Here is a 13,331-nt window from a genome sequence, read left to right as displayed (position 1 = left end):
CCGCCAGCGTTCGTCCTGAGCCAGGATCAAACTCTCCATTATAGAGTAGTTGATTGCTCAAATACTTGCTGGCGCATCGCCGTCCGAAGACAAGCGATTCGCTTTTGATCTGCCGAAGCTGATCAGTAGTCTTTTGCTCCGATCGCCTTGCGGCGACCCTCGCAAATTTGTTTCTCGCGCCAAGCGCTCGAAACATATTCATTGACGTTTTGCTGTTCAGTTTTCAAGGTTCATGTTTGCTGTCGTTCTTGACGACTTCTACAATACTAAAGCATCTTGCTAATGCTGTCAACAGATTTTCCAAATAAAATTATATTTAAAAAACATTTATCACTTCTACCTTTTTTCTTCTATATAATAAGCAATAAAAAAAGCGAGGACAGAGTCACAAAAATCTCTGTCATCACTTGATTTTGACATCGCGGAGCCTTGCTTCTTTTAATAGAAACAAGTGTTTACTTTCAGCAACTTTCCGTTTAGCAATTATATACAAATCATAATCGTCAGACATTTCTTCCATTTTCTTTGCCGTTTGCAACTCTTGCTTGGCATCGAAGAACTGAGAAATCAACCGCTCATCAAACTCTTTTTTTAATTTACCTCTTCTTGAAAAAAGCATCTGTTGATCTCCTCTTTATAACTCACGCCGGCCTTCAAGCGCTTTCGATAAAGTTACTTCATCTGCGTACTCCAGATCTCCACCTACCGGCAAGCCGTGGGCAATCCGCGTCGTTTTGATTCCCGAAGGCCTAACCAGACGGGAAATATACATAGCTGTCGCTTCACCTTCGATGGTAGGATTTGTCGCCAGAATCAATTCTTCAACCTGCTCATCCTGCAACCGTTTCAACAAGGACGGCACATTGATGTCTTCCGGGCCAATTCCTTCCATTGGAGATATCGCTCCTTGCAGCACATGGTACAAACCAGTGTAATCACGCATTTTTTCCATAGCGATTACATCTTTCGGATCCTGAACGACACAGATCGTCGTACGATCCCGTTTTTGGTCCTGGCAAATATGACAGGGATCCACATCGGTAATATGACCGCACACAGAGCAGAAGCTTAGATTTCGCTTTGCATCGACGAGCGCTTTTGCAAAATCAAGCACCGTGTCCTCTTTCATTCCAAGCACAAAAAATGCCAGACGGGCCGCGGTTTTCGGCCCAATCCCTGGCAATTTCATAAAACTCTCCATTAACTTCGATATGGGTTCCGGGTAATGCATAATTATTGCCTCCTATTACATTCCTGGGATGTTCAAGCCCTTCGTGAATTTCCCCATTGTGGAATTCGCGTGATCGTCCGCTTTCTTGAATGCTTCGTTTGTAGCAACTACCAGCAGGTCCTGCAACATTTCCACATCTTCCGGATCGACTACTGATGGATCCAAAGTGATATCCAAAACTTCTTTATGTCCGGAAACAGTGACTTTAACCATACCGCCGCCAGATGTACCATCAAACTTCATTGTTCCAAGTTCTTCTTGAGCTACCGCCATCTCTTTTTGCATTTTCTGCATCTGTTTCATCATACCTTGCATATTTCCGCCACCGCGCATAATTTTTTCCTCCTAATATGTTTGTTTGTCAGTCTTCATGAATTTCGACGAAGTCTTTTCCGAAAAGCCGCTCCGCTTCAGCGATGAACGGATCTTCTTCCGTTGCAGCACCTTCCTGGGAAAACGGATTTTCTTCTTCAGCATCCGCCTGTTTGTCTTCATTGCCGGCTTTTAATCCGCTGTTCTTGATGAATTCTTCACGGATCTTCAGCCATCCTGCCTCTGGAACGTAAACCGGCGTATACGCTTTACCGGTATACTGCTCAAGCAACTGGCTGAACGCTGTTGCAAAAGTCTGGTTTTCCGATGCCATCTGGCAATGAATATCATACTTGAATTTTAACACAAATGCATCACTTGATGCCGCTACCGGCTCCGCTTCATTCAATAAAGCCGAGTGGGATTTCTGGAGCTGGCCCATAACCGCAGCCCAATTCGTTTTGATGGCCTGGATATCGGGTTTCGTAGCGTTTTTCAGCACTTCCTGGATGCGTCCGGTCGGAATTTTGAAACCGCTCTGCACCCGCTGACGCTTTTTCTGTTCAGCTGGAGCTGGTGTGGAAGAGGCACCGCTGCCGTTTTTCAGCTGTTGCTGCATATCGCGCACCAGCTGTTCGAGCACCGCCACTTTCGCTTCCAGTTCCGGCGCTGCGGCTGCAGCCGTTGAAGTTTGTACCGGCGCATCCGCCTGCACCATTTTCAGCAAAGCCGTCTCCATATAAATTTTCGTATGGTTGGAGAAGCGCATTTCCTGCTGTGTTTTAGTCATGATTTCAATCCATTGATACAAAGTTGCCGGTTCAAATCGTTTTGCCAACTCTTCAAAGCGGCTTTCGTGGCTCGCAAGTTCCAGCATGTCATGCAGATCCGGCGCTGTCTGGATCAACAGGAGGTCTCGGAAGAAGGTGATGAAATCTTCCACCAGCCGGACCGGATCCTTGCCGTCGCGGACCAATTGTTCCAATAAAGTCAAAGCCTGTCCTATATCTTTCGCAAGAAGCGCTTCTGCAATATCATAAAACATATCCTGGCTGATAGATCCTGTCACGAGCAATGCATCTTCGACGGACATTTCATCTCCACTGAAAGACACCACCTGATCGAGCAGGCTCAAGGCATCCCGCATTCCACCGGCCGCTGCCTGAGCGATAATTTTCAGCACTTGTTCATTATAAGGAATCTTTGCATCGTTTAGAACTTCCACCATGCGCAGGACGATATCCGCTTGTGTATGTGACTTAAAGTCAAAGCGCTGGCACCTGGAAATGATCGTCAACGGTAATTTATGAGGCTCGGTTGTCGCCAGGATAAAGACGACATGTTCCGGCGGCTCCTCCAAAGTTTTCAGCAGGGCATTAAAAGCACTATTGGAAAGCATATGGACTTCATCGATGATGTAAATTTTAAAGCGGGAATTCGCCGGAGAAAATCGAACCTTTTCAATGATTTCCCGCATTTCTTCCACACGAGAATTGGAGGCCGCATCAAATTCGATGACATCCGTATTGGATCCCTCCATAATGCTCAGGCAAGAAGAGCATTCATTGCAGGGTTCAGCGACCGGTGCCCTTTCGCAATTCAGCGCTTTGGCAAAAATCTTTGCCGCACTTGTTTTCCCTGTGCCGCGCGGGCCAGAGAATAGATAAGCGTGAGTCGTCTTATTATAAAGGAGAGCATTTTGAAGGGTTTGTTTGACGTGCACCTGACCGGTCATTTCCGAAAAGGACTGGGGTCTGTATACACGGTAAAAAGCTTGATACGCCAACGGTTTTCTCTCCTTTTAAAAAATCTGTTTTTCGTCCTTTTATTATATCATAAATCCGCTCTTCTTAAGGTTTTCGACCGGCTTACTTTTGTTAAAAATGAAATAAGGAAAGAAAAAACCTGTCCGCATAAAGCGAACAGGTTCAGATTATAAATTTAATGCCGTGCACCTTTCTTTGACTGCTGCACACAAGCGTTACCCATGTCGCTGGCTCGATCTAGGCGATCCCGCGGCACATGAAAAGTTCCACTTAATGCTGCTTCCTTCCGGACCTGACATGGTTCATGGGTTCCCATTGCGCAGGACCCAGATGTCAACACTACGTGCATGAGGCAGGCCTTACATGCAAACAGCCTAGGAAAGGAATTCAGTCCTGCTGGAGCGGATTGCAGGTTATAGGGCACCGCTACCTCCCCACCTAGCACGGCATTTACTAGTATACAAATTGTAGCTGGAAAAATCAATCCTTACGCACAGAACTCTATTAAGTTAAATACATCTTTATGGTAAAAAGCCGTAAAAAAACCCGGACAAGTGTCCGGGCTGATGAAAGAATATTAAATATTATTGTTCGATTGTAACATCTTGTAATTGGTAGATACCTGATGTATCAATGTCAAAGCCTGAAACGTTATCAGCCACACCTACCAAGTATTCTGTGTGGAGTAAGAATGCCATCGGAGCGTCGTCCGTCAGCAATTGTGCAACTTCAGCATAGATTTCTTCACGAGCAGCCGGATCCGCTTCGCGGCGTCCTTCGTCAAGAAGTGCATCTACTTCCGGATTTTCGTAGAATGAACGGTTACCCGGGTTACCTTTTTGTGAAGAGTGGAATAGTGCGTACATGCCATAATCGGCATCGCCTGTCGGGTTAGACCAGCCAAGGATGAACATATCGTGTTCCCCTGCAGCAGTTTGATCCAAATAAGCACCGAATTCCATTACTTCGATTTCAACTTCGATATTCAATTCCGCAAGTGCTTCCTGTATCAATACAGCAATCGATTGACGTTGCGGATTATCGTTTGTCCATATAGTAGTAGAGAAGCCATCTGCCATGCCTGCCTCTTCTAACAGAGCACGCGCTTCATCCATATTGTATTCTACTGCATCAACATCGTCAGTATAACCGAAGATTCCCGGTGCCAATGGCCCGATTGCAGGGATACCATAATTTTCATATATACCAGAGATGATCGCTTCGCGGTCTATAGCAAGTGAAATTGCCTGACGCACTAATGGATCGTTAAATGGCTCTTTCTCAGTATTGAAACCTAGGTAAGCTAAACTTGATGATGCTTTTTGCAATACAGAACCCACACCTGAATTATTGATGCGTTCAACTTCGTTCGGCTGTACAGGATCGATAACGTGAACATTGCCTGTTTCAAGATCTGCTACACGTACTTGAGAATCAGGTACTACACGGAATGTGACAGAATCAACATTCGCAGGATCTCCCCAATAATCTTCGTATTTCGTAAGGCGGACTTCAGACCCGACCTGCCAAGTATCAAACTCGAAAAAGCCAGTACCTACAGGAAGTTCAGAAATTACAGAACCTGGATCCGATCCTTCTTCCAAAGCTGCATAATCCGCTTCAATAGAAGCAGGAGAAATCATACCGCCACCATTGTGTGAAAGGTGAGCCAATAAAGGAGCAAATGGATATTCAGTCGTAATTTGGACTTCATAGTCACCTGTAACTTCAACGTCCGTAATCATTTCATATAAGAAATAACGTGGTGAAGCAATCACTTCATCCCGAACACGATCCAAGTTCATTTTAACTACTTCGGCATTAAATTCTTCGCCATCATGGAAAGTGACGCCTTCACGCAATGTAAATGTCCAAGTAGTATCATCTACTTGCTCCCATGATGTTGCAAGACCTTCGATAATTTCATTGTTTTCATCACGGTTAACTAATGTTTCATAAATGTTTGCTTGAATTACGGAAGATGGTACATCATTCGAACCGTGTGGATCAAGTGATGATGCATCTGACAGCAATGCAAGAATCAGATCACCGCCACCTTCAGCTTCTCCACCAGTTTCTGTACCGGTTTCTCCGCCGTCTGTATCATCTTCTCCTGCGTCGTCTTCACTAGCGTCATCGCCGCCTGCGCAAGCTGCCAGGAACAATGCTAATGCCAGCGTTAGCATCAATGCCCACAAAGATTTTTTTGTTAATTTCATTTGTTTTTTTACCCCCTTGTTGTTTTTAAGTTAGAACATCATTCTAAAACATAATATTCTGAAAACAATATACCATAAAATAATTGGCCGGACAATAACATCTCCAAAAAATATTAACACTCTCAATTAGCAATATATTATTTCGAATAAATACTAAAATAACTTTATTCCTTTAAAACGGCTTAAAACTGCGTTTTAAACTATATCAAGATAGAATAATAATTTAAAACTAATAATAAAACTTTATTTTTTTACACACATTTTTATTTATTGGCTATGATTATTCGCGATTTTTTAGTAAACTTAAAAAAGTTTAACTAATTAAACTTCATTACCTCATTTGAGAAAGGGTGTTTTTTATGAGTCAAGAAATAGTGAATCCTCCCGTCACTGCAGAAAGGCTAAATCCTCGCCTTGAAAGCTATAAGCAGTTCTGGCGCCGCCTGGCAAAAAACAAAGCCGCTGTTATCGGCGGAATAATGATCTTGTTCATCATTATTATGGCGTTCGCCGGCCCCTGGGTCATTTCCACTTTTACCGACTATGAGCCGAACAGAACTGAACTCGGCAATAAATTGGCTGCCCCATCGTCTGCCCACTGGTTTGGTACTGATAGTTATGGCAGAGATATTTTCACACGCGTGATTTACGGAACTAAACTTACATTATATGTAGGCTTTTTATCCGTATTCATCGGTGGAGTTATAGGCGTTGTTTTTGGGATCGTTTCCGGTTATTACGGCGGCCGTACTGATACCATCATTATGCGCTTGATGGACGTGCTTCTTGCATTTCCTGGTATTTTGTTGGCGCTTGCAATCGTCGCAGTACTTGGCGGCAGCTTGACGAACGTCATCATCGCGGTCGGTATTTTCTCCGTTCCTGCATTTGCCCGGGTTGTCCGGGGCTCCACCCTCTCGGTAAGAAAGCTCGAATATGTCGACGCGGTGCGGGCACTCGGCGCATCCGATTTCCGAATCATTTTCAAGCATATTCTGCCGAATATAATGTCGCCGATCATCGTTCAGGCTTCCCTTCGGATTGCAACGGCCATTTTAACTGGCGCCGGACTCGCTTTCCTCGGACTCGGTGCACAACCGCCAACTCCCGAATGGGGCGCAATGCTCAACGAAGGTCGTGCATATATGTATGAAGCAGGCCATGTCGCCTTGTTCCCAGGTTTGATGATCGTTCTCGTCGTTCTCGCCTTTAATATTTTCGGCGATGGTGTACGTGATGCTCTGGATCCAAAAATGAAAAAATAAGAGAGGTGAATAACATTGACAAAATATATTATCCGACGTCTGCTGCAGACGATTCCCGTTCTTCTCGGGGTAACGATTTTGGTGTTTTCACTTATGCACCTTGTTCCTGGAGACCCTGCGCAAATCGTCGCCGGTGAAGGCGCTTCCGAGCAAACAGTTGACAATATCCGTGAACGATTGGGGTTGAACGAATCGATTCCAGTTCAATACGCTACATTCCTTGGAAATGCCCTGCAGGGAGACTTGGGCTCTTCTGTACGTTCGGGCCGGCCCGTAGTAGATGAGATCGCTGCCCGTTTCTGGGTCACCGTTGAATTGGCCTTTTACGCCACACTTGTCGCTGTTTTTCTGGGGTTGATAGCCGGAATTGTTTCCGCAGTCCGTCACTATACCCTTGCAGATACATCGATTATGGTAGTCGCATTATTCGGTTTGTCCATGCCTAACTTCTGGTTTGGTCTCCTGTTGATCCAATGGTTCGCAATCGGGAACTGGATGCCGGAATGGCTCGAGTTTCTAAAAATGCGGCCTTCCGGCTGGGGTGATGAATGGCGGCAGGTTATTTTGCCGGTGTTGACGCTCGGTACGGGCGGGGCTGCAATCATTGCCCGTATGACCCGTTCATCGATGCTGGAAGTCGTCGGACAGGATTATATCCGGACAGCCCGTGCAAAAGGAGTTTCCGAACGTCTGGTTACGTATCGTCATGCTTTGAAGAACGCTTTGATTCCTGTCGTTACAGTTGTTGGACTTGAATTTGGCGGATTCCTTGGGGGAGCCGTATTAACAGAAACTATTTTCGCTATCAATGGAATGGGACGTTTGACGATCGATGCGATCCGGACACGTGATTTCCCGGTTGTTCAAGGAACTGTGCTGGTCATATCCGTAATATTCGTACTCGTCAACTTACTCGTCGATATTTCATACCGCTTCTTGAATAAACGAATTGATTTCAATTAGAAATGAGGTGTCAAGAAAATGAGCACTCCAGATATAATATTGGAAATAAATAATTTGAAAACAGCATTTAAAACTGATGTAGGTGAAGTAAACGCCGTAGACGGAGTCAGCTTCAAATTGCCGAAAGGAAAAACAATCGGCATTGTTGGGGAATCCGGCTCCGGAAAAAGTATCACAGCCCTGTCAATTCTCCGTTTGCTTGACAGCAACGGAAGAAACAAAGGCGGCGAAATCCTTTATAAAGGGAATAATTTGCTGGACTACTCAGATGATCAAATGCGCAAGCTTCGCGGCAATGAAATCTCAATGATCTTTCAGGAACCGATGACTTCATTGAACCCGGTATTCACGGTAGGTCAACAAATCAGTGAGTCACTTATCCTGCACCAGAATATGTCCAAGAAAGAAGCTCACCTGCGCTCTGTCGAACTATTGACACTTGTCGGGATCCCTTCCCCGGAAAGCCGGGTTAAAAACTATCCGTTCGAATTATCGGGTGGAATGCGCCAACGGGTGATGATCGCGATGTCGCTTGCCTGCAATCCGGAAATATTGATTGCCGATGAGCCGACGACAGCACTTGACGTTACAATTCAGGCACAAATATTGGAATTGATCAGAGACCTCCAGGACCGCCTCGGAATGTCTGTTATTTTCATCACGCACGATCTTGGAGTGGTGGCTGAAACCTGTGATTATGTTGCAGTTATGTACGCTGGCCAGGTAGTGGAATATGCGGATATCCGCACATTATTCCATCAGCCGAAATTGCCGTACACGATCGGGCTTTTAAAATCCCTGCCCCGCCATGATATAGAGCAGGATAAATTGGAACCAATTGATGGCAATGTACCAAGTCCGTATAATATGCCGGTCGGCTGCCGCTTTTCACCGCGCTGCCCTGCCGCTACGGATCTATGCCGAACGAAAATGCCGTTACTCGAAACAGACGAAAACGGCAATCAAGTCCGCTGCTGGATTTATTCAGAGGAATGGGACGGAGAATCGGAGGTGGAAATCTATGGCGAGAAAAGAATTGCTAAAGGTGGAGGGACTAAAACAGTACTTTCCGATTAAAGGTGGTTTTTTAGGACGTACTATAAACCAGGTCAAAGCTGTAGATGATATCAGCTTCACAGTTTATGAAGGCGAAACCGTAAGTATCGTTGGAGAATCCGGTTGTGGGAAATCCACAACCGGCCGCGCAATACTACGCCTTGAAGAGCCCACGGAAGGAACCGTTGAATTCCGTGGTGTCAATCTGGCAACCATCTCTAAACGCGAAATGCGGGATTACAGAAAAGATCTGCAAATCATTTTCCAGGATCCTTATGCGTCGATTAACCCGCGTCAAACGGTTTCCTCCGTTTTAACAGAAGCGATGGAAATCCAAAAAGTTTTACCGGCAAACAAACGCCGGGCTCGAGCGGAAGAGTTGCTTGAGACTGTCGGATTGCTGCCTTATCAGGCTGACCGTTTCCCACATGAATTTTCAGGTGGCCAGCGCCAGCGGATCGGTATTGCACGGGCGTTGTCGGTAAACCCACAACTTATCATTTGTGACGAGGCAGTATCTGCCCTGGATGTATCAATTCAAGCACAGGTACTTAATTTGCTTGAAGAATTGCAGGAAGAGTTCCAGTTGACTTACCTGTTCATTTCACATGATTTGGGAGTTGTCCGCCATATTTCAGACCGGATCATTGTTATGTATTTGGGGAAAATCATGGAGATTGCCGATAAGAAGAGTTTATTTGAAAATCCCAAACATCCGTATACAATAGCTTTGCTGTCTGCGATTCCAGTTCCGGATCCTGACAAAAAGAAAGACCGGATCGTTTTGAAAGGTGATGTACCTTCCCCTATCGACCCACCTACGGGATGCCGTTTCCATACGCGGTGCCCGTTTGCAACTGAAAAATGTGTGACTGATGTACCTGAGCTTCGCACAACCGACAATATGGTTGAGAACCATGAAGCTGCATGTCATTATATTGAAGAAATTGCTGCAGGGACAAAAGAAAGAGTATATTAAGTTTTTAACCCCTGGCATTTTGTGCCGGGGGTTCTTATTTTAAAAATCTAATAAAAAAGTTATACGAAACTGTTGACAGCTTTTATTGATCCGTGTTAAATTAATATTTGTCTGATACGGAGGAATACCCAAGTTTGGCTGAAGGGATCGGTCTTGAAAACCGACAGGGGAGTCAAATCCCGCGGGGGTTCGAATCCCTCTTCCTCCTCCATTTTTTGAATTTACGCGCATATAAATTCGAGATTGGATTCGTTACGAAAGTAACGAATTTTTCTTAACCCATATGTGACTGAAAATTTTGATTCGATAAAATATTATCTGTAAGAGGCTTTCCTTAGGGAAGGCCTCTTTTATATTTCCCGGGAAATAAAGAAAAGCGATGGCGCCCGTTAAGCTCCGACAAGCGCTGGAGGGCTTGAAAGTAATGGCGTCCTTTTGCCTGCTGGCAAGACCGAAGCGACTCGAGGGGCTGGGTCGCTGAAGTCTGGACACTAAAAAAACCGCAAGCGATATATCCCCGCTCACGGTTTTTTCGTTTTATTTGCGTAGCACCAATGCCTGCTGCATGAAGTTTCCAACCCGTTCAACAATCTGTTCCCTGCATTCCGGGTCTTTCATCAGGTCGTAGTCATTGATGTTCAGACGCAGGACCGGACAGCCATTGAAGGTATTGATCCAGTTTTCGTAGCGCTGATGCATCTCGATCCAATACTCGATCGGCGTCTGCTGCTCCATTTGGCGGCCGCGTTCCTGGATGCGGCCGATTATATCATCGATCGAACCTTCCAGGTAAATCAACAAATCAGGATGCGGGAAATAAGGTGTCATCACCATTGCCTCGAAAAGGTTCGTGTACGTTTCGTAATCGACATTGTTCATTGTGCCTTTTTCCCAATGCATTTTGGCGAAAATGCCGGTATCTTCATAAATCGACCGGTCCTGGATAAAGCCGCCGCCATACTCGAACATGCGCTTTTGCTCCTTGAAGCGTTCCGCAAGGAAATAAATCTGTAAATGGAAACTCCATTTTTCAAAATCATCATAGAATAGATCTAGGTAAGGGTTGGAATCCACTTTTTCGAAAGAGGTACGGAATTGAAGTGCATCTGACAACGCTTTTGTCATCGTCGACTTGCCGACACCTACTGTTCCAGCAATCGTGATGACCGCATTCGCCGGAATACCATATTTTTCACGTAAATTCATATCGTCAAGCTCCTTTGTTCGAGTGTGTCGTCCACTTTGGACAGGATCAGCTGCAAATCAGCTTCATTTTGTACAAAATCTATTTCATCTCCGTTAAATCGGAGAACTGGAATTTCAGGGTGCGTACGCTCAAAATGTTCGATGAATTCATGGTAGTCAGCAGCGAGCTGCTCCATATAATCTGCTGTGATCATGTGTTCAAAATCACGGCCGCGGAGCTTGATACGGTTCATCAGGGTGTCGAGGCTGGCGTGCAGGTAAATGACCATATTCGGCTTCGGCATATCAGCCGTCAGGATTTTGTAGATCTCTTCGTACTTCGCATATTCCTCTGGCGGCAAAGTCCGCTTTGCAAAAATCAGGTTTTTAAAGATATGATAATCGGCCACTACCGATTCACGATTCGAGATGAATTTTTTCTGGATGTCGGTCAATTGCTTATAGCGGTTGCAAAGAAAGAACATCTCCGTCTGGAAGCTCCACTCTTCAATGTCTTCATAGAATTTATTTAAAAACGGATTTTCATCAACGATTTCCTTTAATAATTTAAACTGATTTTGATCAGCAATCGCTTTGCTAAGCGATGTTTTCCCTACGCCAATCGGCCCTTCTACCGTGATAAATGGCACCGGCATCCGAAGCCCCCCTTTTTCTTTTCATGTACGTTCGTTGACCTAATTTTACCATAGAAAAAGGTTGAAAAGTAGAGGCAAAAAGCACCCGCCGGATTAATGGATGGGTGCTTTAAAACTTCCGCCGTGGACTTCCTGGGCGCTCATGATGGTCAAAAATGCCTTTGGATCAATGTCATGGACCACCTGCTTCAACTTTGAAATTTCGAGTCTCGTCACGACCACATAAATAATATCTTTCTCGTTCTCGCTATAGCCGCCCATGCCATGAAGCTTCGTGATGCTCCTTCCAAGCCGGTCTTTGATGGCCTGGCCAAGTTCTTCGTATTCATCCGAAATGATGATGACCGACTTCGTATCATTCAATCCCTGGATTACGGCATCGATTGTTTTTGAAGCGATATAATAAGTCAATACCGAATACATCGCCTGCTGCCAGCCCAGCACAAAACCGGCCCAGCTGAAGATAAAGATGTTGGCGAACATGACGAATTCTCCTACAGAAAAAGGCAGCTTACGGCTGAGCAGAATCCCCAGAATCTCCGTACCATCAAGTGCTCCGCCGTTGCGGATGACAATGCCAACGCCCGCACCAAGCAGCAAGCCCCCGAACACTGTGGCCAACAGCGGGTCATCCACAAATGGTTCAAATCTGTGCATCGGCACCTCGACGATTGCCAATGTAACAATTGAAAATATGGAAGAAATAAAAAAATTGCGCCCAATATGCTTATAGCCAAAAAAGAGGAACGGCAAGTTGATGGCAACCAGCAAAATACCGAAAGGCAGATCGGTCAAATAATCCAGGATCAACGAAACACCGATAATGCCGCCATCAATAATGGAATTGGGAACCAAAAAAAGCTCGATCGAAGCCGCAGCCATCGTTGCCCCGATGAGCATCGCAATGTACCTGCGCAGAAGGTGGGCTACTGTTTCTTTTTTGTGTTCTTTTTTCATCCGCTCGGTCTCCTTAAAACGTCCTTTTTAACGTGTCTTAATTTAGTTTAATCTTCATTTCCTCTTTTGTCTTCCCTCGGCTGAAACAGAAGATGCCCTCAGCGGCAAAAAAATGCTAAACTGATTGGAAGGAGAGATGCAGCATGAACGGCATGGAATTAGATCAGCATTACATGAGTTTGGCAATTGAAGAAGCGAAGAAAGCCGGAGCAAAAGGCGAAGTGCCCATCGGCGCCGTCATCGTCCATGATGGAAATGTCATAGCTCGCGCCCATAATCTCCGCGAAACGAGCCGGAACGCCGTTACGCATGCGGAATTGATGGCGATCCAGCAGGCTTGCGAAACACTCGACAACTGGCGGTTGGAAGACACCATCCTTTACGTAACGTTAGAGCCTTGCCCGATGTGCGCGGGAGCCATCCTGCAGTCCCGGATTCCGAGAGTTGTCTACGGCGCACGCGATGCAAAAGCCGGATGTGTCGATTCACTTTACAGGTTGTTGAATGACGAACGGTTTAATCATCAATGCGAGGTCAAAGAAAATGTATTGGCCGACGAATGTGGAGGGCTGCTGACCCAATTTTTCCGGGATCTCCGGGAGAAAAAGAAAAAACGGAAGCTCCTATAGAGGTCCCGTTTTTTCTGGCTGTCGAGAAACTGACAACTTCTCCAATCATTTCGCTCTAGGCGGACGCTTTCCTCGGGGAGCTGCCTGAGCCTCCTCGCTCGCTCCGCTCCCTG

The 13,331-nt window shown here is 45.6% G+C and carries 13 protein-coding genes, 1 tRNA gene and 1 other RNA gene; 6 read left to right on the top strand and 9 right to left on the bottom strand.

From position 1 onward, the window contains the following. Window positions 1–403: 403 nt before the first annotated feature. The 6 genes from ACFQ1X_RS15940 to ACFQ1X_RS15915 all read right to left on the bottom strand — a co-directional run bounded on the left by ACFQ1X_RS15940 (window position 404) and on the right by ACFQ1X_RS15915 (window position 5,528). Window positions 404–619, bottom strand: coding sequence for a YaaL family protein (locus ACFQ1X_RS15940; RefSeq protein ID WP_144841589.1), 216 nt, complete (start codon window positions 617–619; stop codon window positions 404–406). Between the two features lie 15 nt (window positions 620–634). Beyond that, entirely contained in the window at window positions 635–1,231 is a 597-nt protein-coding gene (gene recR, locus ACFQ1X_RS15935; protein ID WP_117303689.1) for a recombination mediator RecR, read from the bottom strand. A gap of 15 nt (window positions 1,232–1,246) precedes the next feature. After that, window positions 1,247–1,564, bottom strand: coding sequence for a YbaB/EbfC family nucleoid-associated protein (locus tag ACFQ1X_RS15930; protein ID WP_144841588.1), 318 nt, complete (start codon window positions 1,562–1,564; stop codon window positions 1,247–1,249). 28 nt (window positions 1,565–1,592) lie between these two features. Further along, the gene (dnaX, locus tag ACFQ1X_RS15925) at window positions 1,593–3,329 is read right to left on the bottom strand and encodes a DNA polymerase III subunit gamma/tau (RefSeq protein WP_144841587.1); all 1,737 of its coding nucleotides are present in this window, start codon (window positions 3,327–3,329) and stop codon (window positions 1,593–1,595) included. A gap of 161 nt (window positions 3,330–3,490) precedes the next feature. After that, an RNA gene (ffs, locus tag ACFQ1X_RS15920) (signal recognition particle sRNA large type) lies at window positions 3,491–3,756 on the bottom strand. 137 nt (window positions 3,757–3,893) lie between these two features. Then, window positions 3,894–5,528, bottom strand: a complete 1,635-nt coding sequence (locus ACFQ1X_RS15915; RefSeq protein ID WP_379083372.1) for a glutathione ABC transporter substrate-binding protein — start codon at window positions 5,526–5,528, stop codon at window positions 3,894–3,896. Window positions 5,529–5,887: 359 nt separating this feature from the next. Between ACFQ1X_RS15915 and nikC the strand changes: the two genes are divergently transcribed. The 5 genes from nikC (at window position 5,888) to ACFQ1X_RS15890 (ending at window position 10,002) form a co-directional block, all read left to right on the top strand. After that, the gene (nikC, locus tag ACFQ1X_RS15910; protein ID WP_144841585.1) at window positions 5,888–6,793 is read left to right on the top strand and encodes a nickel transporter permease; all 906 of its coding nucleotides are present in this window, start codon (window positions 5,888–5,890) and stop codon (window positions 6,791–6,793) included. Between the two features lie 15 nt (window positions 6,794–6,808). Beyond that, window positions 6,809–7,756 (top strand): ABC transporter permease, encoded by a 948-nt coding sequence (locus ACFQ1X_RS15905; RefSeq protein WP_144841584.1) that lies wholly within the window; start codon window positions 6,809–6,811, stop codon window positions 7,754–7,756. A gap of 18 nt (window positions 7,757–7,774) precedes the next feature. Beyond that, entirely contained in the window at window positions 7,775–8,833 is a 1,059-nt protein-coding gene (locus ACFQ1X_RS15900; protein ID WP_144841583.1) for an ABC transporter ATP-binding protein, read from the top strand. Further along, window positions 8,778–9,791: an ABC transporter ATP-binding protein gene (locus ACFQ1X_RS15895; RefSeq protein ID WP_144841582.1), complete on the top strand. Its 1,014-nt coding sequence runs from the start codon at window positions 8,778–8,780 to the stop codon at window positions 9,789–9,791. The genes ACFQ1X_RS15900 and ACFQ1X_RS15895 overlap by 56 nt, the downstream gene beginning before the upstream one ends. A gap of 118 nt (window positions 9,792–9,909) precedes the next feature. After that, a tRNA-Ser gene (locus ACFQ1X_RS15890) sits at window positions 9,910–10,002 on the top strand. 326 nt (window positions 10,003–10,328) lie between these two features. Here the strand turns inward: ACFQ1X_RS15890 and ACFQ1X_RS15885 are convergent. From ACFQ1X_RS15885 to ACFQ1X_RS15875, 3 genes are all read right to left on the bottom strand, one after another. Next, window positions 10,329–10,997, bottom strand: a complete 669-nt coding sequence (locus ACFQ1X_RS15885; protein WP_144841581.1) for a deoxynucleoside kinase — start codon at window positions 10,995–10,997, stop codon at window positions 10,329–10,331. Then, window positions 10,994–11,632 (bottom strand): deoxynucleoside kinase, encoded by a 639-nt coding sequence (locus tag ACFQ1X_RS15880; protein WP_144841580.1) that lies wholly within the window; start codon window positions 11,630–11,632, stop codon window positions 10,994–10,996. Before ACFQ1X_RS15880 ends, ACFQ1X_RS15885 begins: the two co-directional genes overlap by 4 nt. A gap of 93 nt (window positions 11,633–11,725) precedes the next feature. After that, the gene (locus ACFQ1X_RS15875; RefSeq protein WP_144841579.1) at window positions 11,726–12,589 is read right to left on the bottom strand and encodes a YitT family protein; all 864 of its coding nucleotides are present in this window, start codon (window positions 12,587–12,589) and stop codon (window positions 11,726–11,728) included. Between the two features lie 143 nt (window positions 12,590–12,732). On the opposite strand from ACFQ1X_RS15875, the gene tadA reads away from it, so the two are divergent. Beyond that, window positions 12,733–13,218: a tRNA adenosine(34) deaminase TadA gene (gene tadA, locus ACFQ1X_RS15870; RefSeq protein ID WP_379083369.1), complete on the top strand. Its 486-nt coding sequence runs from the start codon at window positions 12,733–12,735 to the stop codon at window positions 13,216–13,218. Window positions 13,219–13,331 lie beyond the last annotated feature (113 nt).

The sequence above is a fragment of the Metaplanococcus flavidus genome, assembly GCF_042675885.1.
Lineage (GTDB): Bacteria > Bacillota > Bacilli > Bacillales_A > Planococcaceae > Planococcus > Planococcus flavidus.
Note: the sequence above shows the minus strand (reverse complement) of the source record. Positions and strands in the feature narration are given on the sequence as shown.

Excerpts from the sequence above, each read along its gene's own strand:
- ACFQ1X_RS15875 (WP_144841579.1), bottom strand. The coding sequence starts at position 12,589 with ATGAAAAAAGAACACAAAAAAGAAACAGTAGCCCACCTTCTGCGCAGG.
- ACFQ1X_RS15900 (WP_144841583.1), top strand. The coding sequence starts at position 7,775 with ATGAGCACTCCAGATATAATATTGGAAATAAATAATTTGAAAACAGCA.
- ACFQ1X_RS15915 (WP_379083372.1), bottom strand. The coding sequence starts at position 5,528 with ATGAAATTAACAAAAAAATCTTTGTGGGCATTGATGCTAACGCTGGCA.
- ACFQ1X_RS15930 (WP_144841588.1), bottom strand. The coding sequence starts at position 1,564 with ATGCGCGGTGGCGGAAATATGCAAGGTATGATGAAACAGATGCAGAAA.
- ACFQ1X_RS15895 (WP_144841582.1), top strand. The coding sequence starts at position 8,778 with ATGGCGAGAAAAGAATTGCTAAAGGTGGAGGGACTAAAACAGTACTTT.
- recR (WP_117303689.1), bottom strand. The coding sequence starts at position 1,231 with ATGCATTACCCGGAACCCATATCGAAGTTAATGGAGAGTTTTATGAAA.
- ACFQ1X_RS15885 (WP_144841581.1), bottom strand. The coding sequence starts at position 10,997 with ATGAATTTACGTGAAAAATATGGTATTCCGGCGAATGCGGTCATCACG.
- tadA (WP_379083369.1), top strand. The coding sequence starts at position 12,733 with ATGAACGGCATGGAATTAGATCAGCATTACATGAGTTTGGCAATTGAA.
- ACFQ1X_RS15940 (WP_144841589.1), bottom strand. The coding sequence starts at position 619 with ATGCTTTTTTCAAGAAGAGGTAAATTAAAAAAAGAGTTTGATGAGCGG.
- nikC (WP_144841585.1), top strand. The coding sequence starts at position 5,888 with ATGAGTCAAGAAATAGTGAATCCTCCCGTCACTGCAGAAAGGCTAAAT.
- ACFQ1X_RS15880 (WP_144841580.1), bottom strand. The coding sequence starts at position 11,632 with ATGCCGGTGCCATTTATCACGGTAGAAGGGCCGATTGGCGTAGGGAAA.